Annotated in this window: 27 protein-coding genes and 1 tRNA gene; 8 read left to right on the top strand and 20 right to left on the bottom strand. The window is 59.4% G+C overall.

What is annotated here, in order from left to right; genetic code table 11:
• Positions 1-3: 3 nt before the first annotated feature.
• On the bottom strand, positions 4-912 hold the full coding sequence (locus ACN2TU_RS07725) for a DUF7504 family protein (RefSeq protein WP_435154432.1): 909 nt from the start codon (positions 910-912) through the stop codon (positions 4-6).
• Positions 913-984: 72 nt separating this feature from the next.
• Positions 985-1,326, bottom strand: coding sequence for a HalOD1 output domain-containing protein (locus ACN2TU_RS07720; protein ID WP_435154430.1), 342 nt, complete (start codon positions 1,324-1,326; stop codon positions 985-987).
• Between the two features lie 199 nt (positions 1,327-1,525).
• On the opposite strand from ACN2TU_RS07720, the gene ACN2TU_RS07715 reads away from it, so the two are divergent.
• On the top strand, positions 1,526-1,663 hold the full coding sequence (locus tag ACN2TU_RS07715) for a DUF7503 family protein (RefSeq protein ID WP_435154429.1): 138 nt from the start codon (positions 1,526-1,528) through the stop codon (positions 1,661-1,663).
• 71 nt (positions 1,664-1,734) lie between these two features.
• On the opposite strand, the gene ACN2TU_RS07710 is transcribed toward ACN2TU_RS07715, so the two are convergent.
• From ACN2TU_RS07710 to aroC, 3 genes are all read right to left on the bottom strand, one after another.
• The gene (locus ACN2TU_RS07710; protein ID WP_435154427.1) at positions 1,735-3,771 is read right to left on the bottom strand and encodes a hypothetical protein; all 2,037 of its coding nucleotides are present in this window, start codon (positions 3,769-3,771) and stop codon (positions 1,735-1,737) included.
• 160 nt (positions 3,772-3,931) lie between these two features.
• Positions 3,932-4,237, bottom strand: a complete 306-nt coding sequence (locus tag ACN2TU_RS07705) for a HalOD1 output domain-containing protein (RefSeq protein WP_435154425.1) — start codon at positions 4,235-4,237, stop codon at positions 3,932-3,934.
• 67 nt (positions 4,238-4,304) lie between these two features.
• On the bottom strand, positions 4,305-5,453 hold the full coding sequence (gene aroC / locus ACN2TU_RS07700; RefSeq protein ID WP_435154423.1) for a chorismate synthase: 1,149 nt from the start codon (positions 5,451-5,453) through the stop codon (positions 4,305-4,307).
• Between the two features lie 104 nt (positions 5,454-5,557).
• On the opposite strand from aroC, the gene ACN2TU_RS07695 reads away from it, so the two are divergent.
• A complete protein-coding gene (locus ACN2TU_RS07695; protein WP_435154421.1) occupies positions 5,558-5,950 on the top strand; it encodes an Ig-like domain-containing protein in 393 nt (130 codons plus the stop codon).
• Positions 5,951-6,037: 87 nt separating this feature from the next.
• Here ACN2TU_RS07695 and aroA read toward each other — a convergent pair whose 3' ends face one another.
• Positions 6,038-7,327: a 3-phosphoshikimate 1-carboxyvinyltransferase gene (gene aroA / locus ACN2TU_RS07690; protein WP_435154419.1), complete on the bottom strand. Its 1,290-nt coding sequence runs from the start codon at positions 7,325-7,327 to the stop codon at positions 6,038-6,040.
• A 129-nt stretch (positions 7,328-7,456) separates the two neighbouring features.
• Positions 7,457-7,909 (bottom strand): universal stress protein, encoded by a 453-nt coding sequence (locus tag ACN2TU_RS07685; protein ID WP_435154418.1) that lies wholly within the window; start codon positions 7,907-7,909, stop codon positions 7,457-7,459.
• Positions 7,910-8,069: 160 nt separating this feature from the next.
• Between ACN2TU_RS07685 and ACN2TU_RS07680 the strand changes: the two genes are divergently transcribed.
• Positions 8,070-8,468, top strand: coding sequence for a hypothetical protein (locus ACN2TU_RS07680; RefSeq protein WP_435154417.1), 399 nt, complete (start codon positions 8,070-8,072; stop codon positions 8,466-8,468).
• Positions 8,469-8,759: 291 nt separating this feature from the next.
• Entirely contained in the window at positions 8,760-9,497 is a 738-nt protein-coding gene (locus ACN2TU_RS07675) for a class I SAM-dependent methyltransferase (protein WP_435154416.1), read from the top strand.
• A 20-nt stretch (positions 9,498-9,517) separates the two neighbouring features.
• On the opposite strand, the gene ACN2TU_RS07670 is transcribed toward ACN2TU_RS07675, so the two are convergent.
• The 6 genes from ACN2TU_RS07670 to ACN2TU_RS07645 all read right to left on the bottom strand — a co-directional run bounded on the left by ACN2TU_RS07670 (position 9,518) and on the right by ACN2TU_RS07645 (position 16,961).
• Positions 9,518-9,781 carry a DUF8022 family protein gene (locus ACN2TU_RS07670; protein ID WP_435154415.1) on the bottom strand — a complete coding sequence of 88 codons (264 nt, stop codon included), beginning with the start codon at positions 9,779-9,781 and terminating at the stop codon, positions 9,518-9,520.
• Complete coding sequence (locus ACN2TU_RS07665) at positions 9,762-11,306, bottom strand: acyl-CoA carboxylase subunit beta (protein ID WP_435156152.1); 1,545 nt, start codon at positions 11,304-11,306, stop codon at positions 9,762-9,764. Before ACN2TU_RS07665 ends, ACN2TU_RS07670 begins: the two co-directional genes overlap by 20 nt.
• A 114-nt stretch (positions 11,307-11,420) precedes the next feature.
• Positions 11,421-12,743, bottom strand: coding sequence for a sodium-dependent transporter (locus ACN2TU_RS07660; protein WP_435154414.1), 1,323 nt, complete (start codon positions 12,741-12,743; stop codon positions 11,421-11,423).
• A 272-nt stretch (positions 12,744-13,015) separates the two neighbouring features.
• The gene (locus ACN2TU_RS07655) at positions 13,016-14,320 is read right to left on the bottom strand and encodes a sodium-dependent transporter (RefSeq protein WP_435154413.1); all 1,305 of its coding nucleotides are present in this window, start codon (positions 14,318-14,320) and stop codon (positions 13,016-13,018) included.
• Positions 14,321-14,533: 213 nt separating this feature from the next.
• A complete protein-coding gene (locus tag ACN2TU_RS07650; RefSeq protein ID WP_435154412.1) occupies positions 14,534-15,238 on the bottom strand; it encodes an SDR family oxidoreductase in 705 nt (234 codons plus the stop codon).
• Positions 15,239-16,004: 766 nt separating this feature from the next.
• Positions 16,005-16,961, bottom strand: a complete 957-nt coding sequence (locus ACN2TU_RS07645) for an NADPH:quinone reductase (RefSeq protein WP_435154411.1) — start codon at positions 16,959-16,961, stop codon at positions 16,005-16,007.
• Positions 16,962-17,044: 83 nt separating this feature from the next.
• Here ACN2TU_RS07645 and ACN2TU_RS07640 point away from each other — a divergent pair, with 83 nt between their 5' ends.
• A complete protein-coding gene (locus ACN2TU_RS07640) occupies positions 17,045-17,194 on the top strand; it encodes a hypothetical protein (protein WP_435154409.1) in 150 nt (49 codons plus the stop codon).
• Here the strand turns inward: ACN2TU_RS07640 and ACN2TU_RS07635 are convergent.
• The 4 genes from ACN2TU_RS07635 to ACN2TU_RS07620 all read right to left on the bottom strand — a co-directional run bounded on the left by ACN2TU_RS07635 (position 17,191) and on the right by ACN2TU_RS07620 (position 21,980).
• On the bottom strand, positions 17,191-17,991 hold the full coding sequence (locus ACN2TU_RS07635; protein WP_435154408.1) for a sugar phosphate isomerase/epimerase family protein: 801 nt from the start codon (positions 17,989-17,991) through the stop codon (positions 17,191-17,193). The two genes, ACN2TU_RS07640 and ACN2TU_RS07635, sit on opposite strands and share 4 nt — an antisense overlap.
• The gene (locus ACN2TU_RS07630) at positions 17,988-19,547 is read right to left on the bottom strand and encodes an HAD-IIA family hydrolase (protein ID WP_435154406.1); all 1,560 of its coding nucleotides are present in this window, start codon (positions 19,545-19,547) and stop codon (positions 17,988-17,990) included. The genes ACN2TU_RS07635 and ACN2TU_RS07630 overlap by 4 nt, the downstream gene beginning before the upstream one ends.
• Before the next feature lie 93 nt (positions 19,548-19,640).
• Positions 19,641-20,570, bottom strand: coding sequence for a glycerophosphodiester phosphodiesterase (locus ACN2TU_RS07625; RefSeq protein ID WP_435154404.1), 930 nt, complete (start codon positions 20,568-20,570; stop codon positions 19,641-19,643).
• A gap of 150 nt (positions 20,571-20,720) precedes the next feature.
• Positions 20,721-21,980 carry a CDP-glycerol glycerophosphotransferase family protein gene (locus tag ACN2TU_RS07620; RefSeq protein WP_435154402.1) on the bottom strand — a complete coding sequence of 420 codons (1,260 nt, stop codon included), beginning with the start codon at positions 21,978-21,980 and terminating at the stop codon, positions 20,721-20,723.
• 109 nt (positions 21,981-22,089) lie between these two features.
• Between ACN2TU_RS07620 and sucC the strand changes: the two genes are divergently transcribed.
• Together sucC and sucD are read left to right on the top strand one after the other, a co-directional pair.
• On the top strand, positions 22,090-23,232 hold the full coding sequence (gene sucC, locus ACN2TU_RS07615; protein WP_435154401.1) for an ADP-forming succinate--CoA ligase subunit beta: 1,143 nt from the start codon (positions 22,090-22,092) through the stop codon (positions 23,230-23,232).
• Positions 23,229-24,098 (top strand): succinate--CoA ligase subunit alpha, encoded by an 870-nt coding sequence (sucD, locus tag ACN2TU_RS07610; RefSeq protein ID WP_435154399.1) that lies wholly within the window; start codon positions 23,229-23,231, stop codon positions 24,096-24,098. Before sucC ends, sucD begins: the two co-directional genes overlap by 4 nt.
• Positions 24,099-24,180: 82 nt before the next feature.
• Here the strand turns inward: sucD and ACN2TU_RS07605 are convergent, their stop codons facing one another.
• Both ACN2TU_RS07605 and ACN2TU_RS07600 read right to left on the bottom strand, forming a co-directional pair.
• Positions 24,181-24,519: a DUF7344 domain-containing protein gene (locus ACN2TU_RS07605; protein WP_435154398.1), complete on the bottom strand. Its 339-nt coding sequence runs from the start codon at positions 24,517-24,519 to the stop codon at positions 24,181-24,183.
• A 260-nt stretch (positions 24,520-24,779) separates the two neighbouring features.
• Positions 24,780-24,854 (bottom strand) — tRNA-Val (locus tag ACN2TU_RS07600).
• A 118-nt stretch (positions 24,855-24,972) separates the two neighbouring features.
• Here ACN2TU_RS07600 and ACN2TU_RS07595 point away from each other — a divergent pair.
• Positions 24,973-26,253, top strand: a complete 1,281-nt coding sequence (locus tag ACN2TU_RS07595; RefSeq protein ID WP_435154396.1) for a hypothetical protein — start codon at positions 24,973-24,975, stop codon at positions 26,251-26,253.
• Here ACN2TU_RS07595 and ACN2TU_RS07590 read toward each other — a convergent pair.
• Positions 26,250-26,501 (bottom strand): DUF7553 family protein, encoded by a 252-nt coding sequence (locus ACN2TU_RS07590; protein ID WP_435154395.1) that lies wholly within the window; start codon positions 26,499-26,501, stop codon positions 26,250-26,252. The genes ACN2TU_RS07595 and ACN2TU_RS07590 overlap by 4 nt on opposite strands.
• Between the last annotated feature and the right edge of the window lie 93 nt (positions 26,502-26,594).

Raw genomic sequence — 26,594 nt, 5'->3', positions numbered from 1 at the left:
GGGCTACTCCTCGGCGATGGAAAGAAACGGCGCAATCCATCGTGCGGACTCACAAATCGAAACCCGATGGTTCGAGGCATCGTGCTCGACGAGCCTTGCATCGTCCAGCTTTGGCAGATGGAGTTGATACAGCGCCGTGTAGTATCGGCGATGCTCGTTCTGTGTCACCGCATCGTCACACCGCTCGCATTTGGCGACGGCCGTGACTACTTCCTCGATATCGACCGGTTCAGTTCGTTGAAATAGATACCGGAGCGTCTCGCGTCGCCGCCGCGACCGAAGTATCTCGAACAGCGCGTCGAGCGATGGTTCATCGCGGGGCAACTTCCCAAGGGGCCGTATCGACCACTCGACACCATCGTTGCCGATTTCGACCGTTCGGTTTGCGAGTGCGCGAAGCGTCGCAATCGTCTGCTGGTCGTGAGCACGCGTTTCGAGGTAAAAGTAGCCGACCGTACCGGCGTCATCGAGATGTTCCGCAATGCGGGCGAAAAACGAAACGATCTCGGAAATTGAACAGTGTTCGAGCGGGGCGGTGAGCGAATCGAACACGAGCATCGTCTCACCGGTCGCCGACTCCAATGCCGATTCGATGCTGTCCCGTACACTGGACAGGTCATCGGGTCGCTGGACGGTTCGGACGACGTTGGCGTTAGTACCGGTCGGCGTTTCGGTCGTCGCCGACCGCGTCATCTGGCCGACGTTGATGATCCGAGCGTACTCCGGAATGGTTCCGACTCGACTTCGCCACGTTCGGAGAAACGCGTCCGCCGAACAGCCGTAGGTCACCGCGACGACGGAGTCGATATTCGAATTCGGGAGGAGTTCGAAACCGTGTTCGCGCACGTCCGAGTGAAGTGAGGGAACAGTGACGAGGACGCTTCCGTTGAACTCGCTGCTGGTTTCGGTCATGGTCGTTCGCTCGCGGTTCGGTCGGTTGAGGGGGACGTATTTGAATCGCAGGTCTTCATCACTATTCCTCGATTATGTACCGTCTGTGGGTCGTTCGCGGATGAACACGTGTCCATTGGCGTGGGCAAACACGTCGAGATCCGAGATGGTGAACACGACGTACCCTTCGTTTCGTTCCCGACCGTCGTGTGTGTCGGCAAAAATAACGTCGAGTGCGTCCGTGTCTGTAACATCCGTCAACGGAATCGGTGTCTTCGTCGGGTTTGTATTCAAAATGACAGCAATCGCATTGATAAGCGTTTCACTGAACAACCAGTCGCTCGTGGCGTCGTGATAGACGTGATAGCTGGTCTCGTCGGCGATGGGTATCGGTTTCGTGTCGTCTTCGTCGAAGCCCGTGTTCACCCCTCTCATGATGGGCAGTAATTACTGTGCGGCGTACAGGCGTAAAAAAGTTATGTCCGTTTTCAGATGCCCGAGATCCGGAACGTCCCGGAATCGAAGGCTTCGGTTTCTCGGAGAAATAGCGGCCTACCACTCGGGAAAGATTCGTGGATGTTCTTTCATTCGGCTCATACCGAAGTGACTGGACGTTGGTATTCGTTCCGTATTCATGACAGACCATGCATTCCAATCATACCTCACGGAGAATCCACAAACGATCGGCATGCTGTTCATGGCGGTTTGTCTCCTTTCACAAGCAGGCTCCGCCGCGGCAGGTGTCGGCACAGTGGCAGTTTACGGTCCATAACTGGCAGTTTCGGTTCGCAGACTGTTGGCGCGCAAGGGGTCGATACGCAGTGTTTCCATGGCGAACCGGAATTACAGTGGGTCTTCGTCCCATACTAATTCGCCGTCTTTTCTCACTGGTGACTGATGCCACACGAGATACCGTCTCAGCTCTGCCGCGGAGAGCCGGAACGTCCGAAGCGCGCCCGGCACGAGGAAATGATGGTCGTTCGAATCGATGAGCGGGAATGCCATCGTTCCGACATTTCCCTCCCGCGATGGATACGTGCGCGGCGTCACGTCGTAGTCGTCGTCATCCCGTGATGCGATGTCACAAAGCGTCGGGACGCCGTCCTCGACCTGCACCACGTCCGCACTGCCATCGCCGACGACGATGTAGTGGCTTCCGACGATACTTTCCGCGCGAGCGAGTGCAATCGCCGCTCGGAGCGGAAACCCGAGATTCAGCAGACGTGCCGTCGCGTACCCTACTCTCGCGGCACCGTCGTTGACGACTTCGCTGAACGTGACGACGCCACCGACCGCACCCGCATCGATAAGTGCGACACCTTGCTCGTAGGATTGGCAGGCGTTGAGTAGGAACGTCGACACACCGACGGTCGTCAGTGTGGTCGTATCGAGCGACCCGTCTCGGCATCGGAAACCGTCGCCATCGATATGGCCGACGTAGTGGAGAAAGTCCAAATCCGATTCGAGGACAGCACGTAGTTCGTCCGTCGAAAGGTCGTCGTGAAGGGTCACGTCGAAGGAGAGCTCAGTACGACGACCATACACGTTTTGTACGCCCTCGTCCTCGGCCATCGCGGAGTCGTTGCAGACAACGGCGATTTCGATGGAACCGTCCTTCGGTTCGCGTTCGAGTTTGTTCCGAAACGCCTGCGGTATCGCCTTCGTCGCCCGAAGCGGAATATTTTTGGCGAACCACGCTTGTTCGAGCGATTCATTCTGGTTCAGCTGCACGAACTGTTGGCCATCGTTTGACCCGTTCCGATCGCCACCCCGGCCACCGCGAAGGAACGAGTCCAGCGCGAACGAGTGAACGTCGTCCGCCGACATAACTGTCGCTTGTGGAGTCCGAATGATACCGAGGTCGTTCACCACGAACGGAATCGTCTCGATTCGTTCCGCGGTCGGCGCGACATGCGCGGTGAGCGGCCAGCGCGGAATATGTGGTTCGAGTCGGTCGAACGGAACCGAGAGATACTCCCGCAACTGCTCCGCGATGGGTCGGTCGTACAGGTCGGCAAAGTCGAGCCCGAGGTCGGGTTCGGCCTGTTCGCGTTCGTAGAGGTTCACTTGATAGTAACCCTCCGTCCGAGTGAGGCAGTCGAGGAAAAACGTCCGTTTCAGCGTGCGCTCGATATCCGTCTCGAACGCAGTCCTCGAAAAGCTGTACTCGAATCCGTCCGTGACTAGTTTCGGTTCCTCGCCGGAAACCATCTCGGCACCGAGATAGTACGCGAGCGGTGCGGTGACGTACGCCGATCGAAGCGTCGGCGGCAGTTCCAGACGAACGCCGGTTTTCGGTCGTTCCAATTCGTCGGGCACGTGAAGTTCGTCACCCAGTTCCACTGTCGGCGGGTGACCACGAAGCGTCGGATACGACCGTTCGCACGTCGTCGTTTTCAGCGCCGACGAGAGCGCTGAAACCACAGTTAACACGTCTTCGGGGTCGTCGGTCGTCGTCAGGGTGTCGGCCGGATGGTGGTGGTACGACCGCGCACCGACGAGCACGTCCGGCGGGTCGAACTCGAAGGTGACGCTGTCCATGCTTGCACGAACCGAGAGCGTGCCATCGACTCGAAGGTATATTTTGATGGGTGCGTTCAGTTCGATGGTGTATACGCGCGGTGGCAACTGTTGGTTGGTGTCAGAACTCACCTCGAACAGCGGGTCGCCGTGCGCGCCGCGGACGAAGGTATCGACTCGCTGGTCGAGGCGAAGCTCGTCGGTCGAAACGCGAACCGCACGGTCGACGGGAAAGTAAAACAGGTCTTCGTCCGCGGCGACCGGTGATAGTGGCCTCGGAGCACCGATACCGTACCGTCGTCGTTCGATGGAGTCGATGATGACGAGTCCGGAATCGGCGAGTGGTTCGAACGTAAGCACAACAAACAACCTTCTTCCAACAAAACTGACGGTGTGTGTTGTATTAAACTTCGTTGCAGTAGTAATTAAATTTCTATCATTTCCCGAGTTCATCCATGATGGATCCACTGCTGGCACATCACGATTACCGATATCTCACGACGGGTGCCGCTCTGCATCCTCAGCCGCTTTGTTGCTCGCGGATGAAAATGTGACCGTTGGCGTGGACGAACACTTCCAGTCCGCTGAGCGAGAAGACGGTGTGCCCCCCGTTTCGTTCCGATCCGCGATGTGTGTCGGTGAACAGCGAGTCGAGTGCATCCGGGTCGAGAACATTCGTTAACGGAATCGGGTCGTCGGTCGGATCCCTGTTTCGAATGGCAGCAACCGCTTCGATGACGGTTTCGCTGACCGAGTGCGAACTCGCTGGGTCGTGGTACACGTGGTAGCCACGGGGTTCGACCGCTACGAGTGTCGGTTCACTCACCTCTGTCCCCCCGTTAGAGCGCATAGTCGAAATACCGTACTACTGGATGGGATGGAGAGCAATAAAATTACGTCTCAGGACGGGTCGGGTGGTAGTTCGTGTCGTACTTTCCCGGTTGGCCGTCCATCCTGTCCGGATTGATGCGCCCGCCGAGCAGCATGAAGTCCACGAGCGTCAGCGCCACCATCGCCTCGACGACCGGCACGCCGCGCGGCGGGAGCACGGGGTCGTGTCGCCCGACGACTTGCACTTCCTTTTCCTCGCCCGTCTCCCAGTCCACCGTCGTCTGGGTCTTCGGAATCGAGGTCGGTGCGTGGAGGGTTACTTCGCCGTAAATCGGCTCGCCGGTCGTGATTCCACCCTGTAATCCTCCGTGGCGGTTCGATGCCGGTTTCGGGTCGCCGTTGGAGTCGAACTCCCATTCGTCGTTTCGGTCGTGTCCGGCCCATTCGCGTGCCTCCGTTCCGAGGCCGAACTCGAAGGCCGTGCTCGCTGGAACCGCCATCATTGCCTGTCCGAGTCGCGCTTCGACGGAATCGAAGCGCGGGGCACCGATTCCCCGCGGGACGCCCCGCGCCTCGAAATAAATCGACCCACCGATGGAGTCGCCTTCTTTCTGGTACCGGTCTATCAGTTCGCGCATCTCCGCGGCAGTGTCCGGGTCGGCACACCGAACCTCGTTTTCCTCGCTGAGTTCTTTGATGTCCTGGAACGTTACGTCATCCGCCCGAATGTCGCCGATTTGATTGACGTGCGCTTTCAGTTCGACGCCGTGTTCCGCGAGGATTTTCTTCGCGATGGCCCCTCCGGCGACCCAGTTCACCGTCTCGCGCGCGGACGACCGACCGCCGCCGCCCCAGTTCCGCGTCCCGAACTTTGCGGAGTAGGTGAAATCACCATGGCTCGGACGGGGTGCGGTGATGAACGGTTCGTACTTGCCCGACCGGGCGTCCTTGTTCTGGATGACCATCCCGATCGGCGTCCCCGTCGTGTAGCCGTCCTGTATCCCGCTGTTGATAGTCACTTCGTCGGGTTCGCCCCGACTGGTCGTTATCATCGACTGGCCAGGCTTCCGCCGGTCTAAATCGCGTTGTATGTCCTCTTCCGTGAGTTCGAGTCCCGCCGGACAGCCGCTAATGGTGACTCCCATCGCCTCACCGTGGCTCTCGCCGTAGGTCGTAACCTGAAACAGGCGTCCGAACCGATTTCCGTTCATGGCTGTTTTTCAGCGCGCAGGGCATTTAGATGTTATAGGACGCGGTACGTTTCGCCACCCATCGCCAAAAGAAAATTTATACCCCGGCAGTGAAGAGAAACGCGATGAATCGGCGTCGCTTCGCCGCCCTGCTTGGTCTCGCAGGTGGTCTCTCCGGCTGTGTCGGTCACCTCCCCTCCGCCGGGTCCTCCGAGAAACCGGTTAGCCTGCGCGTTCGCAACTATTTCGAAAATCGGCGAACCGTCTCCGTCTCGATTCATGGGTTGGACTCCGACGCCGAGTACGAGTCGGAGTTCTCCCTCTGGCCGGGGTGGGTCGGTACGCGTCGTAACGTTCTACAAGCAGGTCGGTACGAGGTTCGAGTGGAGGTGGACAACGGCATGTGGCGCGTCGCGGAGTGGCACATGTGGGGATGTGAAACCAACACGATTCGCGTCGATGTCGGAATGGACGGTATCGGCGTCACCGCGGAGTGTCAGGGTTCCAGCACAGGGTAGCGATACGCGCAGCGGCGAACGGAACCAACATCTCGTCGCGCGAGCGGCCGCCGTGCATCCCGACGAGGTCGAGTTCGGCCTCGAAAGTTATCGCTCCACTTTCGCACCGAGGTCGTACAGCACTTCGAAGAAATCCGGAAACGACACATCGACGTGTTCCGCGTCGGCAATCATCGTCGTCCCGTCGGCAACGAGTCCGGCTATGGCGAGCGACATGACGATGCGGTGGTCTCCGTGGCCGTCCACAACCGTCCCCTGTAACTGGGATTCGCCGCCTCGAATCGTGAGCGTATCCTCTTCCTCTTCGACGACCGCACCGAAATTCGAGAGTTCGGACGCCATCACGGCCACGCGGTCGGTTTCCTTGTAGCGGACGTGCTCGCAGTTGACGATTCGCGTCTCGCCGTCCGCGATTGCACCAAGGACGGCGATAGTTGGGAGCAGGTCGGGCGTGTCGCCAACGTCCACCTCAACGCCCGAGAGCGACGAGCGTCGAACCGTGAGGACGCCGTCGTTCTTGTTCCAGTTCACGTCCGCGCCCATCCGGTCTAACACCTCGACGATGAAGGTATCGCCTTGCGCGCTGGGGTAGGCCCCTTCGATACGAACCTCTTCGCCCTCCTTCGCAGAAACTGCACCCCCGGCGAGCAGATAAGAAATGGACGAGAAATCGCCGGGGACATGGTACTCGCCGTCGGTGGGTTCGTAGAACTGACCGCCCGGAACGTGGAAGGTTCGACCGTCTTTCTCGGCTTCGACGCCGAAGTTGGCCAGCAGTTCGAGCGTGATGTCCACGTATGGGGCGGATTTGAGTTCGGTTTCAAGTTCGATGTCCACGCCGTCTTCGGTCATTGCGCCCGCCATCAACAGAGCCGAGATGTACTGCGAGGACACGTCGCCCGGAATCGACACCGTGCCGCCCGACACCGGTCCTTTCATCACGAGCGGGGCTTTCCCGTTTCCGCGGGTGCTCTCGGCTCGGCCACCAAGTTGTTCGACGGCCGAAAGCATCGGCCCCTGGGGACGCGAGCGGAGCGACGAGTCGCCGGAGAGAACGGTGATTCCGTCGACGAGTGCGGTCGTCCCCGAGACGAGTCGCATCGTCGTCCCGCTGTTCGCACAGTCGATAACGTCCGCGGGCGTGTGGGGTTCCCCGTTGAACCCGTCAATTTGGACGGCCTCCCCGGTGTCGGTTACGTCGCCGCCGAAGGCTTCGACGGCCTGCATCGTAGCTTTCGTATCGGCGCTGATGAGCGGGTCGTACACCAGCGCGCCGCCGGAGTATCCCGCCGCGAGAATCGCTCGATGGGTGTAACTCTTCGACGACGGTGCCCGCGCCGTCCCCGAAAGTGACGAATGAGTGATTTCGACGTCCATGTGTCATTCGTCGTGTGGGAGGGGTAATAGAATACCGCCTCCCGAGAATATCGCCAACCGAGCGAAACCGCGGGTCGGCGGTTTCGCTGACCGGAGTCGCCATCGAACGGGCCGTTGTCGAACGGGAGGCTACCGGACGATGGTTACGGGAACCGTCGCCCGCCCTGCGACCTGTTTTGCGGTGCTCCCGAACAATCCTTCGTATCGTTCGGACGTTCCGCGGTGGCCGACAAAGATGGCCTCGAAGTCGTTTTCATCGGCGTATTCAGTGATTCGTTCGACCGGTTCGCCGTACAGCAGGCCGGTGTCGATGTCCACACCCGCGCGTTCGGCGGTCGCCGCTGCCTCATCCAGCAGTTCCTGTCCGCGCGTTTCCGCGTCCTCTATGTTCGACAGCAGAATGTCGCGTTCTGCCTCCGCGAAACTCGTAGGTGCGGTGTCACCAGCCGTGAACTGCTGGTTCGGCACGACGATGTGAACCGCCGTGATGGTTGCCCCCGTGTCTTTTGCTAGGTTCGCGGCATACTCCAATGCGTCCATGCTCGACGGCGACCCGTCGATTGCGACTACGTATCCCCCCATGGCTAGTAGAGGTAGGTCGTGTGATTGGATGTGAATTTCGGCTGTCGATTGGGGATATCGATACCCTTCCTGCTTCGTAGTCGTATTTTTCATGACGGCCTGATTCCCTTCGATAACGGCTAGTAAAAACATATTTAGGATAGTTGTCACCACATACGCTATGAACCGTCGCCCTTTCCTCCACTCCCTCGCCGCAGGTGGGACGTTGCTGACGACTGGCTGTATGAAATCACTTCCGTTCACGACAGACCTACCAGCGGCGTCCGACGTGTTCGAGAGCTATCGATTCGAGGGAACGAATCTCGTGGTTACGTTTGATGATACTATCGACGTGCAGGAGGTCGATCTGTTCAATTCGTACACGGACGAAGAGTACGAGACGATTCAGCATCCGCCGAGAACTGTCCGGTTTCCCGTAGTGTTTCCAAATCGATTGGAAACGTATATCGCGCAGTCACTTCACGTGAAGGCCAAGATATCGGACGATTGCTCGCGGGAGAAACCACCCGTGAAAAATATTTATTCACTGCCACGAAAACCACTGGACAGTGACAGATGAGACTCCACCCCATGCTGGCGAAAATCGCGGGCCAGCAACTGCTTTTCGTTGGGTGGAGCCTCGAAACTAGACCGGTTGGACGGTGGCGGTTGGGGTGAACTCCGGCGTGTCGTGAACCGTACCTGATTACATTCGCTATGACATACATGCAACACTATACACGCAAGCGACGAACAGCGATTCGAACGATGACAGCGAGGACACGAGTATGACCGACATGAACCCCAATCGTTCTACGACGAGTTCGGCGAGGGCGAATGGGAGCGGTTAGACCGCGACCCAGTCACCCGAATGGAGTTCGAAAACACGATGGACTATCTCGAAACCCACCTCCCCCAATCGGGCCACATCCTCGATGTTGGCGGCGCGGCGGGCCGCTACGCCTACTGGCTTGCCGAGCGCGGACTGAACGTAACGCTAGTTGACCTGAGCGAGCGACAGGTCGAACTCGCTCGGGAAAACGCCAAATCTCGTGGTCTCGAAGGCCGAATCTCCACAGAGCAAGGCGACGTATGTGACCTGCGATTCGAGAACGAGCGTTTCGACGCAGTCTGCTGTCTCGGCGGCCCGCTCTCGCACGTCGTGGACGACGACGAACGAGCGACGGCGATGGCGGAACTCCGGCGGGTCGCTCGACTCAACAGTCCCGTCTTCGTCTCGGTTATCGGTCGGTTTGCGGCCATCAGGGACATCGTGAAATTCAACCTCGACGCCTCCCACGGCCTCCTCGCGCCCGTCGCCGAGGACGGCAAGTACACCGCGGAGCGCGTGGACGAGTACAGCGACGGCGAGGGCTGGGCGGAGTGTCACTTCTTCCGCGCGGATGAATTCGAAGCCGAGTTGGAGTCAGCAGGGTTCGAGGTTCAGCAGTTGGTCGGTTTGGAGGGCGTCGCCAACCGAATGAAAGTAGAACTGGAGGAAGCTGACGACGAAGTCGTCGAGAGCGTTCGGGAAGTGGTTCGAATGTTCCGTGAGGACAGGACTGTTGTGGACTTCTCGGAGCACATGCTGGCGGTTTGTCGAGGATAACGAAAAGAAACCGTCCCGATTCAGAACCGTGTCGTCCGACCTGCCGCCGACCACGGGTCAGTCGGCGCATCGCGCGGCACGCGAACGTTCCGATTCTGCAACTGCGCAACCTTTCCGGCAAACTGCCACCGCTGGCCGTTCCAGTCCGGTTCGTCGTCGGCTTCCGCGGCTGCGCGCTGGTCTTGGAGATGCGCGTTGATTGCGGCGGCTATCGCGGCGGCCTCCTCTGCGGAGGCGTTCGCGGGAATCGAGAGCTTCACGTCCTCAGAGCGGGATGTTGCCATGTTTCTTTTCGGGTTGCGAGGTTCGCTTGCTCATCAACATTTCGAGGTCGTCGATGAGTCGCGGGCGGGTCTCCTTCGGTTCGATGACGTCGTCCACGAAGCCGCGGTCTGCGGCGGTGTACGGGTTGGCGAACTGCTCGCGGTACTCGTCGATGAGTTCCTCGCGGCGCGCTTCGGGGTCGTCGGCCTCCGCGAGTTCGGAACTGTAGAGGACGTTGACCGCACCCTGCGGTCCCATCACCGCGATTTCTGCGGTCGGCCACGCGTAGTTCACGTCCGCGCCGATGTGCTTCGAGGACATCACGTCGTAGGCACCGCCGTAGGCTTTCCGGGTGATGACGGTCATGAGGGGCACCGACGCCTCCGAGAAGGCGTAGAGCAGTTTCGCCCCGTGGCGGATGATTCCACCGTGTTCCTGGTCGGTGCCGGGCATGAACCCGGGCACGTCCACGAACGTCAGAATCGGGATGTTGAACGAATCGCAGAAGCGGACGAACCGCGACCCCTTCTCGGATGATTCGATATCGAGGGTGCCCGCGTTGACGCGCGGTTGGTTGGCGACGATGCCGACAGAACGCCCGTCGAGGCGGGCGAACCCGACGACGATATTTTTCGCGTAGCCTTCCTGCACTTCGAAGAAGGAATCCTCGTCCACGACGCCGCCGATGACTTTGGTGATGTCGTAGGGTTTCCGTGGTTGGTCGGGAACGACCGATTCGAGTTCCTCGTCGCGTCGCTCGCGGTCGTCCCACGGTTCGACGCGCGGTGGGTCTTCGACGTTGTTCTGTGGGAGATACGAGAGCAGTCGTCGGATGTCGTCCAATGCTTCCTCCTCGCTGTCCTCGGCGAAATGTGCGACCCCGCTTTCGCTGGTGTGGGCCTTCGCTCCGCCGAGTTCCTCGAACGTGACCTCCTCGCCCGTGACCGTCTCGATGACGTCAGGACCGGTGATGAACATGTGGCTCGTGTCCTTCACCATAAAGATGAAGTCCGTGATGGCGGGCGAGTACACCGCGCCGCCAGCACACGGTCCCATGATGGCCGAAATCTGTGGGATGACGCCGGAGGCCTGCTGGTTGCGGTGGAAGATGTCCGCGTAGCCTGCGAGCGAGGCGACACCTTCCTGAATCCGCGCACCGGCGGAGTCGTTCAGGCCGATGATGGGCGCGCCGACTTCCATCGCCTTGTCCATCACCTTGGTAACCTTCTGGGCGAACACTTCGCCCAAACTCCCACCGAAGACGGTGAAGTCGTGGGCGAAGACGAACACCTTTCGACCGTTGACATCGCCGTATCCCGTCACGACGCCGTCGCCGGGGATCTGTTTTTCCTCCATGCCGAAGTTGTGGCTTCGGTGGGTTCGCAGTTGGTCGAACTCGTTGAAGGTGTCGTCGTCGAGGAAGTAGTCGATGCGCTCGCGCGCCGTCATCTTCCCCTTCTCGTGCTGTTTTTCGATTCGCGCTTCACCGCCGCCTTTTTCGGCCTCACTGCGCTTTTCGCGCAGTTCGTCGATGCGGTCGTCCATCGTCATAGCCAAACACCTGGACGTATTGTCATTGCGCGTTTGCAGTACGACTGGGCGCAAAAGGTTTCCGTACTACGACGGGAAACGGAGAGATCTACTCTCGGTTCACAGCCTCTATAACAGAGCGTAGAGGTTCACCGCGAGGGTGGCGAGCAAAAAGAGCGGAAGAATCGTTCGAACGCTCCACAGCCACGGCGTTCCGAGGGCGCGGGCGATTCCCCCCGCGCCGGAGTCGAACTCCGCCAGTGCGTCCTTGCCGAGCACCCACCCAGTGAAGATGAGGAATCCAGCGAGACCCGCGGTCAGCATCAGATCGACCAGTGTGCCTGCGACGAAGTCGAAGATACCCGGGTTGAACGCGCAAATCGCGCCCGTGACGAGGACGAGTCCGGTGAGGCCGATTGCCGCCTTCCGTCGGGAAACGTCGTGTTCGTCCACGAGATACGCGACGGGGATTTCCAGCATGCTGATGGAACTCGACAGTGCCGCGAACAGGATTGCGCCGAAGAAGGCGACCGCAACGGCTTCTCCGTAGGGAACCTGCTGGAACGCCCCTGCGACACTGACGAACAGTGCTCCCGGACCGCCACCGGATGCAATTTCGCTGAGTCCACCTTGAAACGCGAACAGGAGGGGAAACACGACGAGACCTGCGAGGACACCAACGCCGGTGTTGAGCACGGAAATGGTGCTTCCGTCGAACGCGAGACTATTGTCCTCGCCGAGATACGAGGCGTAGGTTATCATGGTTCCGACGCCGAGCGAGAGGGTGAACAGGGCTTGTCCGGCGGCGGCCCGGAGCATGCCGATGGGGTCGTTTTGTATCGGGGTCGGGTCGAAATCGAGGTAGAACGATAGACCTTCACCAGCACCGGGTTGGGTAACTGCCCATCCCGCCAGCACCGCAAGCAGGACGACGATGAGCGGCATCATCACCTTCGTCGCCTTTTCGATACCGCCGCGAACGCCGCCGAGGACGACGAGAGCGGTCAGCGCGAGAAACGCGACCTGGAACGCCGCTGCTTCCCGACCGAAGCTGATCGTGTCGAAATACGCGCCGGGTTCGGCGAAGTAGGTGCCGGTAAAACTCGCAGCGAAGTAGCGGACGATCCATCCGCCGACGACGCTGTAGAAGGACAGCAGGATGAGCGCCGTGATGACCCCAAACAGGCCGACGTATCCCCACGATTTCGTGCCGGGTGCGAGGCGAGCGAGTGCGCCCGCCGGGTTTCGTTTCGAGCGGCGTCCGATGACGAACTCCGCGAGCAGGCCGGGGACACCGACCAGCAGAACGATACACAGATAGACGACGAGGAAGGCGCTCCCGCCATATTCAGCGGTCATCCACGGAAAGCGCCAGACGTTCCCGAGTCCGACCGCGCTTCCGACGGCGGCGAGGATGAAGCCCACTCGACTCGTCCACGATTCACGTGCCATTGCTATGCACTCGTCTTTCGCTCGGTTATGAGGGTTTCGGGATTGAAAACAGTCAAACGGTTGCAAGCAGAGTTGATAGGGCGCAAAACACGGGTTTTTGACAAGGAATCGGTACGAAATCAGACGAGTGGGTTACGGTTCTTCAGTAGTGGGAACAACTGTTTAAATATTGGGTGAAAATTCGAAGACCCATCTCTCCAAACCGTTCGGTAACGTCGAGCGTTGCGATGTGCGATGAGAAAAAATCCGTTTGCTACTGTTTCACCGCTGTGTTACAGGAACGTCTGGAGGCTCAGCGCGAGCGTTCCGAGGACGGCGACGAAAACGACGGTTCGGATGTGCCAGAGCCACACCGGACCGATGTTGCTGGCGTTGCCGAGTCCGCGACGAAGTTCGCGAACCGAACCGCCACCGTACACCCAACCGACGAAGAGGATGGTTAGGACGACGCCGAGCGGGAGCAGGATGTTCGACGCGACGTTGTCGAAAAAGGTGAACGTATCGAGGCTGAGCGCCGAGGGGACGCCCAAGGCGAACACCAGGATTCCAATTCCAACCGTGAGAACCGGACGGCTCACGTCGAAGTTGTCCACGAAATACGATACGACGACTTCGAGGAGGCTGATAGCCGACGACAGCGCTGCGATGAGGAGCACGACGAAGAACACGAAGCCGATGATTCCGCCCGCTGGCAGCGTACCGAACGCCTCCGCAAGGGTGACGAACACTGCACCTGCGCCAGCAGCACCGGGTTCAATGCTCTGTGCGAACAGGAGTGGGAACACGACGAATCCGGCGAGAACGCCGACGAAGGTGTTCAGCGCGGCGATGCTGATACCGTCGCTCACGAGATTGTCGTCGCCGTCCAAGTAGGACGCATAGGTCACCATCGCACCCATTCCGAGCGAGAGGGAGAACAGCGCCTGTCCAACCGCGTCCGGAATGACCGATTGATAGTTGTTTGTGATGACGCTGAAGTCGGGATTGAGGAAGTACTGGTATCCGGCACCGGCACCCTCAAGGGTGAACGCCCACGCGGCCATTCCCATCATCAGGATGGCGATTGCGGGAACCATGATTTTGGTGCCGACTTCGATACCCTTCTCGACACCGGCGGCGACGATGCCGACGGTGAGGAGCATGAAGATGGCGTGGAACAGAATCGTCCCGTTTCCTGATGCGATTTGACCGAAGTATGCGTTGGGGTCGCCGAAGTACGCACCGGTCAGGCTTCCAATGACGTACTGGATAACCCACCCACCGACGACGCTGTAGTACGACAACAGCCAAAACCCGGTGAACAGGCCGAGTAGGCCGATAAGTGCGGCACCAGGGCCGCCGAGGTTTCGGAACGCATCGACAACGTTCTTTTTCGTTTCACGACCAACGACGAACTCCGCGAGGATTGCGGGCAGTCCGATGAGGGCCGCCGCAATCAGATAGACGACGAGGAACGCCGCACCGCCGTTTTCCGCCGCCATGTACGGGAATCGCCAGATGTTACCGAGGCCGACTGCGCTACCGACGGCAGCCAGTATAAAACCGACTCGGGATGTCCACGTTTCTCTTTGTGACATGCTTGTACGTGGCATTCTAAATTATCAGTTATAAGCTGCCCGGTGTGTATTAACCATATGTGTTCTTCAATACAGAATGTAAAAATTTAGATGTAAAAAACAGACAGAGGCAATCTCTGCTGGAAATTCGAATTCGTGCCATCCGATAGCGAACCCCGCTGTGGCGATTATTTCGGTGGGACTTTATAGAGGTTTGTCATTTTTCGGCCAAAATTATGCCTCTCCGTACACCGGAACTGCGGCCCCGCTGGTCACGCTCGTGGCATCGCTACAGAGGGCACAAATCACATCGGCGATGTCCGCCGGGGTGACCCATTTCTCGTGATCCGCGTCAGGCATCATCTCGCGGTTCGCGGGCGTGTCGATGACGCTTGGCATGACGGCGTTGGCGCGGACGGCACCCCTGTTCTCCTCGGCTATCGACTCGGTGAGCAGGCGAACCCCGGCCTTCGATGAACGGTAGAGTGCGTCGCCCTCGCCGCCTTCGAGCGACGAGCGCGCACTGACGCTAACGATTGCACCCTCGCGGTCTTGGAGGTGCGGGAGGGCGTGTTTCGACCCGAGGAACGCCGTCTTCAGGTTCACGTCGAACAGGAGGTCGAACATCTCTGCATCGGTTTCCTCGACCGGCGACCCACCCTTCCACGTCCCCGCGATGTTGGCCAGATAGTCGATGCCGCCGTGGTCGTCCACGATTTCCGAGACGATCGATTCGACTTCCGATTCGTCCGTGAAATCAGCCTGGTAGAAGTGGACTCGGTCGCTGCTCGGGAGCGTGTCCTCGTCCGGTTCGACCACGTCGGTGGCACAGACCGTCGCACCCGCCTCGACGAAGGCGGCACAGACTGCGCTTCCCAGCGCACCGCTTGCACCCGTGACGAGAGCGACGTCATCCGTGAAATCAAATTCGACGTTCATGGTTTCGACAACGAGTCGGAGAGCAATAAAGTTCGACTTGGGGGGAAAATTCGTTTTCGAATCGATTCGTGGTTGGAGAGTGACCGAAATGAGGATTTGATTTGAGAAGTCGGTGTTGTTAGCTTCACTCTACTCACCACTGCGGCGAGCTCAACACCCAGCAGAGAATTACGTTCGAACAAGTCGATTGCGATTTCCGACAACGAATACCGCCACCGCCTCCGCGTGCTCGCGGCTTCGCCGTCGTCTCGCGGCGTCGCCGCTCAACTGTCCGCGGAACTCTGTTCCGCGCTACTCGCTATCGAGGTCGCGGAGCGACCTCGCAGGCCACGCCCTCCCCAGCCGACTCCCTTCGGTCGTCCCTCACGTGGTAATCGACAGGTCTTCGGGATGCTCTCAGGCCTGCTGACGCACGCGCCACAGGGTTTGCGTCAATTCGAGTAACCCTTTTCAACCACCATGTGGCGCGCGCTGGCGCAGGGCCGAGGACTACTCCGTCCGAGGGCCTGTGTTGACAGCGTGCGAGGGGCGACCGACACGAGCGACAGCGAGTGAGGGAGTCGGCTGGAGAGGAGTGTGGGCGGTTGCAGTTATTTGGAGTCGGCAACTGCGACTAGCTCGGTCGAAGTTGGATTGGTCTCTGAAACAGTAACTTCGTCGTGACGGTCTCATCGGAGTCGGCAATCGCTATCGTCCCCCTCAAATCAACTCGAAATGGAGTTTCGTACCGATTGCCATCAACTCCAAAAATCCTCACAATCCCCGGCTACAGTTCCACGACCAGCTTTCCGAGGAAACTTGTGTCAACCACATCCGCTTGCGCAGAATCGACCTCGTCTAACTTGTAAACGCCCGCAATCTCGGGAACGACTTCCCCGTCGGCAACCAGCCGCGCCAGGCGCTCCAACACGGCCGAAATATCCGGCGTGTTGAACATGCTCATCAGCGTCACGGTGAGTTCTTTCGAACGCGCGCCGGCAACGTTCTCGAATCCCGCCGCCGAACCTTCGTTCCCGATTCCGACCACGCGAGCGCCAAGTGTCGCCACGTCCGCATCGAACTGAAGATAGTCGTCCAGTCGATGGTCGAGGATCACGTCCGGTTCGCCAGCTTCACGGACTGCATCCGCGAGGTCGTCGCGGGCGTAGTCGAGGACGGTTCGCGCCCCGAGTGCTTCGAGTCGGTCGTGATATTCCTCGCTCGCGGTGGTCGTTACCCGCGCGCCAGCCGCGGTGGCCAACTGCACTGCGACGTGTCCGACCCCGCCGCTGCCGCCGTGGACGAGGCATGTTTCGCCGGGTTCGAGTCCGGCGTGGTCGATGAGCGCGCGCCACGCTGTGACGCCGACGAGAGCGACCGCGGCCCCTTCGTCAAACGCCACGCCGTCGGGAAGCGGTGCCACTCTGTCGGTCGGTGTCGTCACGTACTCCGCACAGGTGCCCTGTCGCTCGTTGCCGAGTCCGGTGCCGAACACCCGGTCGCCACTTTCGAACCCTTCGACTTCCGTACCGACCGCTTCGACCACGCCAGCGAAATCCGACCCCGGAATCCACGGAAGGTTGCCGGGCTGATACGACCCCTCGCGGAAGTAGGTGTCCACCGGATTTATCGCTGCGGCGCGAACCGCCACCAGCAGTTCGGCGTCGTCCGGTTCCGGTCGGTCGATGTCGTCTACTCGGAGTACGTCTGACCCGCCGTGTTCGTGGTATCGAACAGCACGCATGGCTGAATCCACGGGAAGCGAGAAAATAAGTTCACGGGGAGTGCAGTCGGTGTATCCCAACCTGCCCCGATTGCGACGTGTCGATGGACGCAGTCGACCACCAGACGTACGGCGAAGAACGGATTCAGATCAACCCGTCGGGCGGCGTTCTGAGCAGCCTCGGTCTCAAGGTGGAGTACCTGAACGCGTATCTCTGTCCCGACTGCCGACTGGTTCGTTTTTACGCCGACTAACTCGCATCGTCGCCGAGATATCCGTCCAACTTTCGCTTGCTCAGTTCAAGGTAGTCGAAATCGAAGGTGTACACCTCGATAGAAACGGTTCCCGACCAGCCGTCCCGAATCGGTTCGAGTGCCGTTTGAAAATCCAGCGTGCCGGAACCGGTCGGAACGTGTTCGTCCACCGGTCCACGGGCGTCGTTGAGGTGAATATGTGAAATTCGGTCGCCGTGGGCCGCCAGAAACGCCGCGATGTCCTCGGCGACCATCCCGTCCACGCGTGCGTGGCCCGTGTCGAACGTCATCGAGGCGTCGGTCTCCGAAAAAACCCGGTCGAAATCGTGAACCGTGAACAGAATTCCCGGGAGATTTTCTACGCAAATCTCAACGCCGCGCTCCTCGCCGAACGAATCGAGTTCGCGTATCGCGGCGAGCAGGTGCGGTTCCACGTCTTCGACGGTCCACTCCGGCGGGGTAGCGTGGGAACTCGCGTGCAACACTGCCTTTTCTGCGTCCATCGCTTCGGCCGTTTCGATGCAGGCTTTCTGTTCCTCGCGCGATGCCTCGCGGATGCCCGCTCGGGGCGAGCCGATTTCGATGTCCACGAACGGGAGATGAACGAGCAGGTCGATTCCTTCCGCGTCCGCCAACGACCGAACCGCCTCCGTATCGATTTTCGTCCGCTCCGTCGCGCCATCCATGTACAGTTCGGCGAAATCGAAGCCAAGATTCGCCCCCTTCTCGATTGCCGCCTGCCATGGCACGTCGCCGGTATGCGTCTGTGTTACGTACCCCGTTCGAACGTCACTCACGACGTTCCCTCGTCGATAATCCGCTGTGCGTTCGCTTCGGACGATGCCGAGACGAACTGGTCGAGCACCGCAACGCTCGGGGCGACGAGCGTCGGACTGATGTCGCTCCGTTCGATATCGGGGCGAGTCGCGTCTCCGGTCAGCACGCAGACCGATTCACAGCCGACGTTTTCGGCCAACTGCACGTCGGTTTCCAATCGGTCACCGACGACGACTACCTCGTCGGGTGTGTATCCGTTTTTGTCGAGAACGTGCTGAATCATCTCGGCGTTCGGCTTGCCGAAGATTCGGTCCGGCCGTCTGTCGGTTGCTCGTTCGATGAGCGCGCCAATCGAGCCACAGTCGGGCACCATTCCCGCCGCAGTCGGGCAGACTGCATCCGGGTGAGCGAGGAGAAACGTCGCTCCATCGCGGATGGCGAGGGTCGCATTCCGGGCTTTCTCGTACGTGAGTTCGGTGTCGAAGCCGACGACAACGTGTTCCGGGTCGTCGTCGCCGATCTCGATGCCGTGTTCCGCGAGTGCGTCCCGCATCGCCGTCGTCCCCAGAACGTACACTTCGTCGTCTTCATCTCGGAGGTACTGGATGACGCCATCGGTCGAAAGGAGCAGGTTCTCGGTATCGCAGTCCACACCCAACTCGTTCAGTTTCGCCACGTAATCGTCCTTCCACCGTGAGGAGTTGTTCGTAAGGAAGTAGACATCGACGCCGGATTCTCGCAGCGATTCGACGCGCGCTTTCGCGTCGTCCACGAGGTCGTCGTCCAGGTAGATGGTTCCATCCAGGTCGAAGAAAATAGCTTCCTTCGAATCGAGCGACGAAAGCGAACTGAACAGAATATCCGCGGACTGCAAATCGCTGAAGTCGTCGATTTCGACCCAACTGTAATCGCTCACGTCCACGGCCGTCAGGTCGTGATTTCGATTACGAACGATTCTGTCGATGGCCACCTCGGTCCACTCACAGTAGTCGTTCTCCCGGTCGATGGTTTTCGTGATTTCCTCGAACAGCATCGTCGAGAAAGCCGCGGAGAATCGATACACGTCGGTTGACGACCCGTGGGCGGCCTCCTCCGGAACCCCCTTATCGATATGCGTGATTCGCTCAGTTTCGTCCACCGAGACCTTCATCGCTTCGTCGCTGAACTGCGCCGTGTCGCAGGCCACCGCGCTGTCGGCGTCGGACTCCACGAGCGTCCTGAGGAGTCCGGGGTCGAACGCGACATCCCCGTTGCTGAGAACGAACTCCTCACCCGCAACGTCCTCGGCCGCGAGCGACAGCGAATACATGTTGTCCGTGTTCGCGTACACTTCGCTCGTTCTGACGGTTATATCGAGGTTCGGTCGCTGGTTTCCGACCGCCGTACAGACCGTCTTCACGTGCTCCGCGAGATAGCCTGCGATGACCGTAACGTGCGATACCCCTGCGTCGTCGTATGCTCGTAGCTGTCGGGCGAGAAGCGACTCTCCATCGACCGTCACACATGATTTCGGCTTGTGAAGCGTGAGCGGACGAAGTCGAGACCCAATCCCCGCTGACAGAATTACCCCCCTCATGAAATTCACCGACCCAATACCGCGACGTAGTTTTAGATAACCTTGCTGGCTAGTGGTTGGTATGTGTATATTTCGCTCGGTATTCCCGTCCCGTTATTCGCCACGAAACCGAAGCACATTGGGATAATCCGAGATGATGCCGTCGACGCCTGCCTTGTGGAGCTGATTCGCCTGGTACCAACTTTCGACGGTCCAGACGTTCACGTCGTAACCCTCCTCGTGTGCGAGGCCGACGATGTTGATATCGTCGTAGGGGCCGAGCGAACCGTATTCGTCGTTGAATAGTTCGGTTCCGGCAACCATGTTCCACGGCGGATGAATCGCATCGCATTCGTACCGACGGGCGATTTCGAAGCCGTCAACGATGGACTCGGCGAACACCGCCGCGATGGGAATGTTCGAATTCAGTTCACGAACCGCCGCGAGCGCACCCTCGGCAAACGAAGAGATCAGAACGTCGTGGTCGTACTCCGCGAGCGTCGACAGAACGCGGTTCGCGAAGGGAAGCCACATCTCTTTCTGTCGATTTCGAACCCCTGGCGGAAGGTTTTCCCGGGGTCGAACGTCGAGCGTGCCGGGATTTTTGAACTCGACATTGATGCCGACCTCCGACGGAACCGCGTCGAGGAGGGTCTCCAACCGAGGAATCGTCTCGTTCGTGCCGAGAACCGACACGTCACCCAGTGTGTCGTAGGTGAGGTTCCAGACGCGCTCGCTCGCAATCGATTCCGGGGCATCCGTCAGTCGGTCGAGTCGAGTGTCGTGAAAAACGATGACCTCGCCGTCCGCGGTCGGATGAATATCGATTTCTATCATCTCGGGCGCGCCGGTCGGTGCAGTCGTTGCTTGCCGAACCGCCGCGAGGGTGTTTTCGGGGTACACACCCGCGAATCCGCGATGGGCGATGATCGAGAGATCACCGACGGATGCCGACTGTTGGTCGGCATCCGTAGACCGTTCGAGGTTCGGAGAGTGCTGTTTGACGTCCAACTGCTGTTCCGTCGTTCCGCTCGTGCGTGCCATATGCAGACTATCGGGCAGTTCCGCTCGTTCGAGGCGCTACGGCGGTTCTGCCACCCTTGCATCTGAGTACGGCTAATCGAACTTCAAGGTTTCTCTTTTAATATATTGGCTCATCTTGAACTCTAGTGTGATAACTCATTTCACAGTAATCTATATATTCGCGTCCGCGGCGAGCCATCGCCGAATCTTGTCGTACACGGCCGCCGATTGCTTTCCAGCTCGGTTCACGTCCCCTCCCAGTTCCCTTCGGATTTCTCGTCGTGCGGTTCTGTCCGGGTCACTTTCGAGTGTTCGAGCGAGGGCATCGAGCAGTTCCTCGAACTCCGACGCAATCGGTCCCGCCGTGACTCCGTCGTAGTCGAAATAGAGTCCACGAGTCTCCTCGTACTGTTCGCGGTCGTATGGGTAGAAAACGACTGGGCGGTCGAGGGCGAGGTAATCGAAGTAGACGGACGAGTAGTCCGTAATCAGCACGTCCGCGTAGCGGAGCAGTGGATATGCATCGCACTGTTCCGGTAACCGAACGACTCGCGAGAGATTCGGCGGCGGATGAAACCGCTCTCTGGGATGCGTTTTGAAGACGAAGATGGCATCTTCTTCCTCCAAAAATGCGTCGAGCGCATGAAAGTCGAGTTGCTCCGCGGGACTTCGCGTCGCGTCGTCTCGGAACGTCGGCAAGTAGAATACGAGGTGATGGTTCCGAGATAGACGGCGAACTCGGTTTTGAATCGTTTCGTTCGTCCCGATTTCGCTTCCTTCGACGGTCGAAAAGAGCGCATCGAGGCGTGGATAGCGGGTAACTATCATCCGGTCGCGGTCGATATGCAGTCCAGATTCGAACACGTCCGTGAGGTTCTCGTCCGGGACGACCAGTCGGTCGAACTCGCCCGCCAGGTACTCGTGTAATGCCCTCACCGGTGCCGGTTCATCCGGAAATTCGGCGTCCCACGAAATCATCTTCAAGGGTACCCCGTGCCACAACAGCACCGTCTTGGCACCCGCACAACAAGGCATGGCGACATCGCGGTGTCCCTGGGTCAGGAGAACGACTCCCGCGCGAAGGTTCGCCAACAGCCCACGAAACGAGTAACAGTGGTGGGCTTCGTATCCGGAATGCCGTAGTTCGCGCACGACACGTCGGTTTTTCGAGAGCCAAACGGGACGGACGCCGGGCCGTTCGTTTGCGACGTGCAAAAAGAGGTATTTCGCGTTGTCCACGAACGCCTCGCCATCGCGCGCGCCGAACACCCAGAGGGTTTCGTCGCGCGTCCACAATCCGGATAGTCGTTTCAGCAGCGCGTACAGCACCCATTGAACGAGAAATTCGGGAGACCATCGTTCGACACGGTCGCCGAGCGGTCGGAGTATCGATCGTCTCACCGATTCGAGAACCGATTGGCCTGATTTCACGATACAACTGAACGTCCGCCGATGGCAAAAATTACCTGCCTGCAACGGGGTGTGCCGCCGGAAGTGAACCGGCGGGATTTAAGCGGCGCGACAACCCCCTTCCGAGTGCATGAGGCTACACGAGTACCAGGCGAAGGAGGTGTTCTCCGACGCGGGGATTCCGACGCCCGATTCGGCACTTGCAGAGAGTGTTGAGGAGGTTGTCGAAGCGGCGGAGGATATTGGGTACCCCGTTGCGGTGAAGGCGCAAGTACACGTCGGCGGCCGCGGTAAAGCCGGCGGCATCAAACTCGCGGAGAACCGCGACGAGGCCGAAGAGGCCGCCGAATCCATTCTCGGAATGGATTTGAAGGGATACACGGTCGAGCAGGTGTTGGTCGAAGGGGCCGTCGATTTCGTCAACGAACTCTACGTTGGCGTGACGATGGACCGCGGCGAAGGCAAGCCCGTCGCCATGGTCTCCACCAAGGGTGGCGTCGATATCGAAACCGTCGCCGAGGAAGACCCCGATGCAATCGCACGGGTTCACATCGACCCGGCGTTCGGGATGCACCCGTATCAGGCCCGAAAAGCGGTCTACGATGCAGGGGTCGACCGTGACCTCGCGATGGATGTCGCAAGCGTCCTCACGACGCTGTATGACCTGTGGGCAAACAAAGACGCGAGCGACGCGGAAATCAACCCGCTGATGGTCACGAGCGACGACGAAGTCGTCGCCGCGGACGCAGTGTTGAACATCGACGGCGACGCGCTGTTCCGTCACCCCGACCTCGCCGAGATGGAAGAGGACTCCTACGAGGACGACCTCGAACGCAAGGCTGGCGAGTACGGCTTCGACTACGTCCGACTCGACGGCAACGTCGGCATCATCGGCAACGGTGCCGGTCTCGTCATGACGACGCTCGACCTCGTGGACTACTACGGCGGCGAACCCGCCAACTTCCTCGACATCGGTGGCGGCGCGAAAGCCGAGCGGGTGACGAACGCACTCGATATGGTGTTCTCGGACGAGAACGTCGATTCGGTCGTTTTCAACATCTTCGGCGGCATCACCCGTGGTGACGAGGTCGCCAAAGGAATCAACGAGGCACTCGAATCGCTCGACGAGATTCCGAAACCGGTCGTCGTCCGACTCGCCGGGACGAACGCCGAGGAAGGAATGGAAATCCTGAACACCGACCTCGTTCAGGTCGAAGCAACGCTCGAAGACGCAGTTCAGCGTGCTGTCGAAAACGCGGAGGAAGAACAATGAGCATTCTCGTCGATGACGACACCCGAGTAGTCGTCCAAGGTATCACTGGCGGTGAGGGAAGTTTCCACACCGAACAGATGATGGAGTACGGAACGAACGTCGTGGCCGGTGCGGTTCCCGGCAAAGGCGGGCAGGAAGTGCAGGGCGTGCCCGTCTACGACACCGTCCACGAAGCGGTCGAAGAGGAGAACGCCGACGCGTCGGTTATCTTCGTCCCGCCCGCGTTCGCGGGTGACGCCATTTTCGAGGCACTCGACACCGACCTCGACCTCGCGGTCGCCATTACCGAAGGCGTTCCGACGCAGGACATGTCGAAGGTCTACAAGCGCCTCTCGGAGACTGACACGCGACTGCTCGGCCCGAACTGCCCCGGAATCATCACGCCCGGCGAGGCCAAACTCGGTATCCTCCCCGGCAACATTTTCGAGGCCGGAAACGTCGGTCTCGTCTCCCGCTCGGGGACGCTGACCTACCAAGTGGTCGATAACCTCACCCAGCGCGGCATCGGCCAGACCACCGCAATCGGTATCGGTGGCGACCCCATCATCGGTACTGACTTCATCGACGCCCTCTCGCTGTTCGAGGACGACCCCGACACCGACGCAGTCGTCATGTGCGGCGAAATCGGTGGCGAGGACGAGGAAGAGGCCGCGGCGTTTATCGCGGAGAACATGGACACACCCGTCGCTGGCTTCATCGCGGGCCGAACCGCCCCACCAGGAAAGCGCATGGGTCACGCCGGTGCAATCGTCTCCGGTAGCGGAACTGGTACCGCAGAGAGCAAAATCAACGCGCTGAACGACGCGGGCGTCCCGGTCGGCGACACGCCCGAGGAAGTCGCGGACAACATCGAAGACTTCCTGTAAGTCGGTTCAGATTCGCGATTTTTCTTTTCGACACACGATAGTCATCAGTCGGAGATGGCGCTCGTTAGGTTCGAGCGCATCGTTACTCGTTTGACTCCGGATCCTCGATGATTTTGGCGAGATTGAGAATCGTATCGAATTCGGTCGGTGTTCCCTCTATTTTCACCATTCCTTCGTCGGTGTCGTATTCGATGAACTCGACGTCGGCCGTTTTCGGAAGATCGTTATGGACGAGCGAGACTCGCACGCTCCTGAATTTGTCCGCCGGAATCTCGTCTTCGGATGCGTTGCTCTCCCAATCGGCCACCTTCTCTACGAGTTCGCTCACCGGCACCGCATCCTCCTGCTCTTCGAGATAGTAGAGCACGTAGCGCCTTCGTTCATCTCCCAGCAGGTCGAAAATAGTGTCTAATGAAGCCATCGTCATCTACTTGTTATCGTTTCAATAGTATAGGAAGCTTTTGGTTAGCTAACGATTCTTTGTCAGGTAGTATTCGAACTAGCCGTTCCATATTGATATTCATTCAATCGAAGAAGGATATTTTGATTATTGAAAAATCGGTATGGTTCGGGGTAATTAGCCGACTCTGTTCGAACCACCCCACTCACGAATTTGGCGTTCATGCTGAGACGAACGGTGCGTCTACACCGCTTGTCGGGTTACTCGTGCCACAGAAGTAGTGGGTCGGGGCAGATTCGAACTGCCGATCTGCTCCGTGTGAAGGAGCTGTCATAACCGGACTAGACTACCGACCCGCTCACTCTGTCGTTTCCCTGCCCCAGACTTAAGGCTTGCTTTCGACAGCGGGCGGCCACCACGACCAAGACCTACCGATTCCGACCCCTGAGCATGACTGGCTGGTGCGTGGTTAACGTGACCGAGGTCGCCCCCGGCGTTCGGGAGGGCGAAAAACCGCTGAATCGCGTCCTCGCCCAGCATGCCGGAGCACGAACGAAGTTCGTCCTCCCGGACGGACGCTACCACCTCGACGGTCGATTCGAGCACAACGATTGCGAGGCGATCGCTATCCAAGGCGAACCACACGCGACGCTGGTCGTGACCGACCCCGACCAGCAGTACGGTCTCGATGTCGGCGGTGGATGGGGTGCGACGCCCCAAAACTCGGCCGACTCGGTCGAAATCAGCAACCTGACCTTCGACATGACCGCGGAGGGTGTCGGTTCACAGGCGATTTCGGCGCGGGCGAGCCACGATTTGAAAATCGAGGATGTTGCTGTCGATGGCGAGTTCGCCTCGGCGGGCAAGGGTGCCCTGGGCACGGTTTACGCGGCGATAACGCACTCCGATGGGTCGGGGGTCGTTTCCATCTCGCTCCCGGACGGGTGTGATTTTCGCCCCGACACGTATCCCGACCAGTCCGCCGTCGAATCCCAAACGAGTCATCCAATCGGCATCAGCGTCACGGACGACCACCGTGGCGAGTTGACGTTTCGGGACTGCCACGTCGAAGGCTGGGTCAACAACGGTGGCTATCTGGCAGGTGGGGAGGGGCCATGTATCGTGGAAGGCGGCGTCTGGAAAAACAACGGGAACGCAAACCTCCGACTGGGTGACGGGGACGTAGCTCGGGACGTTCGAATCGAGGTGGACGAAACGGCGTACACTGGTTGTGGCCTCTGGCTACAGGAAGGCAACGTAGCGGTTTCGGGTGGCGAAATCTCCCTTCCGAACTGTGACAACGACGGCTTACGCGTGTCGAGTGAGTCGGCCGAAGTTCGCGGCCTGAAAATCGACTGTCGCTCCTCGGCACGGGCCATCAAAGTTAATGACGGAGACGGGTCTGTTCTGCTGGAGGGTGTCGAACTGGACGACTGGGGTGATGGGTCACAACACGGTTACTGTTGTGAGATATGGCGCGAGGGAACCACCCTTCGGGACTGCAAACTCGCGTTTCACTCCGGTGGAAAGAACCGCAACGGAATCAACCTGATTGCGCCGAAAATCGTCTTGGACGGCGTGACCGCGACCCACGACGTAGCTGAAAGAACGACGGTGCTGGTCAAGGGCGACGATGTCGAACTACTGAATTCCACGTTTCTCGGGCGCGTAGACGTCGATCGAAAAAATGCGGCGTCGCCGCGGTTCGAAAACGACGACTTCACGGACTGTGAGTGCGTCGGGTTCGACCCCTAACTCATCCGAATGCGTTTTCGCGCGTCTTTCACGGCATCACGCGACCGTCGCTTGACTCTTCGTTCCGCTTTTCGGATGTTCGTTCGCACCGCTTCCCGGCGTGTCGGCTCCGGTTCTGCCGTCCGTTCCCTGCCGGTCCACTTTCGGATCTTTCGCTCTCCGGCGTTCAACTCCGTTCGAACACCGCGTTTGAGGTGACTCCCCGACCGTCGGAGGTAGTACCACGCGTCTTTGAAATGTTTGTTCATCGCGCCACCCAATCGTGACCTTACGTGAGCGACAGATAAAATCGTTGTGTCAGAATGCGACACGAGCGGTCGTTCAAAAACGGTTTTATCCAA

The organism is Haladaptatus marinus (assembly GCF_051194195.1).
The sequence above is the reverse complement of the archived record's forward strand: the minus strand, read 5'-3'. Positions and strand labels throughout refer to the sequence as shown.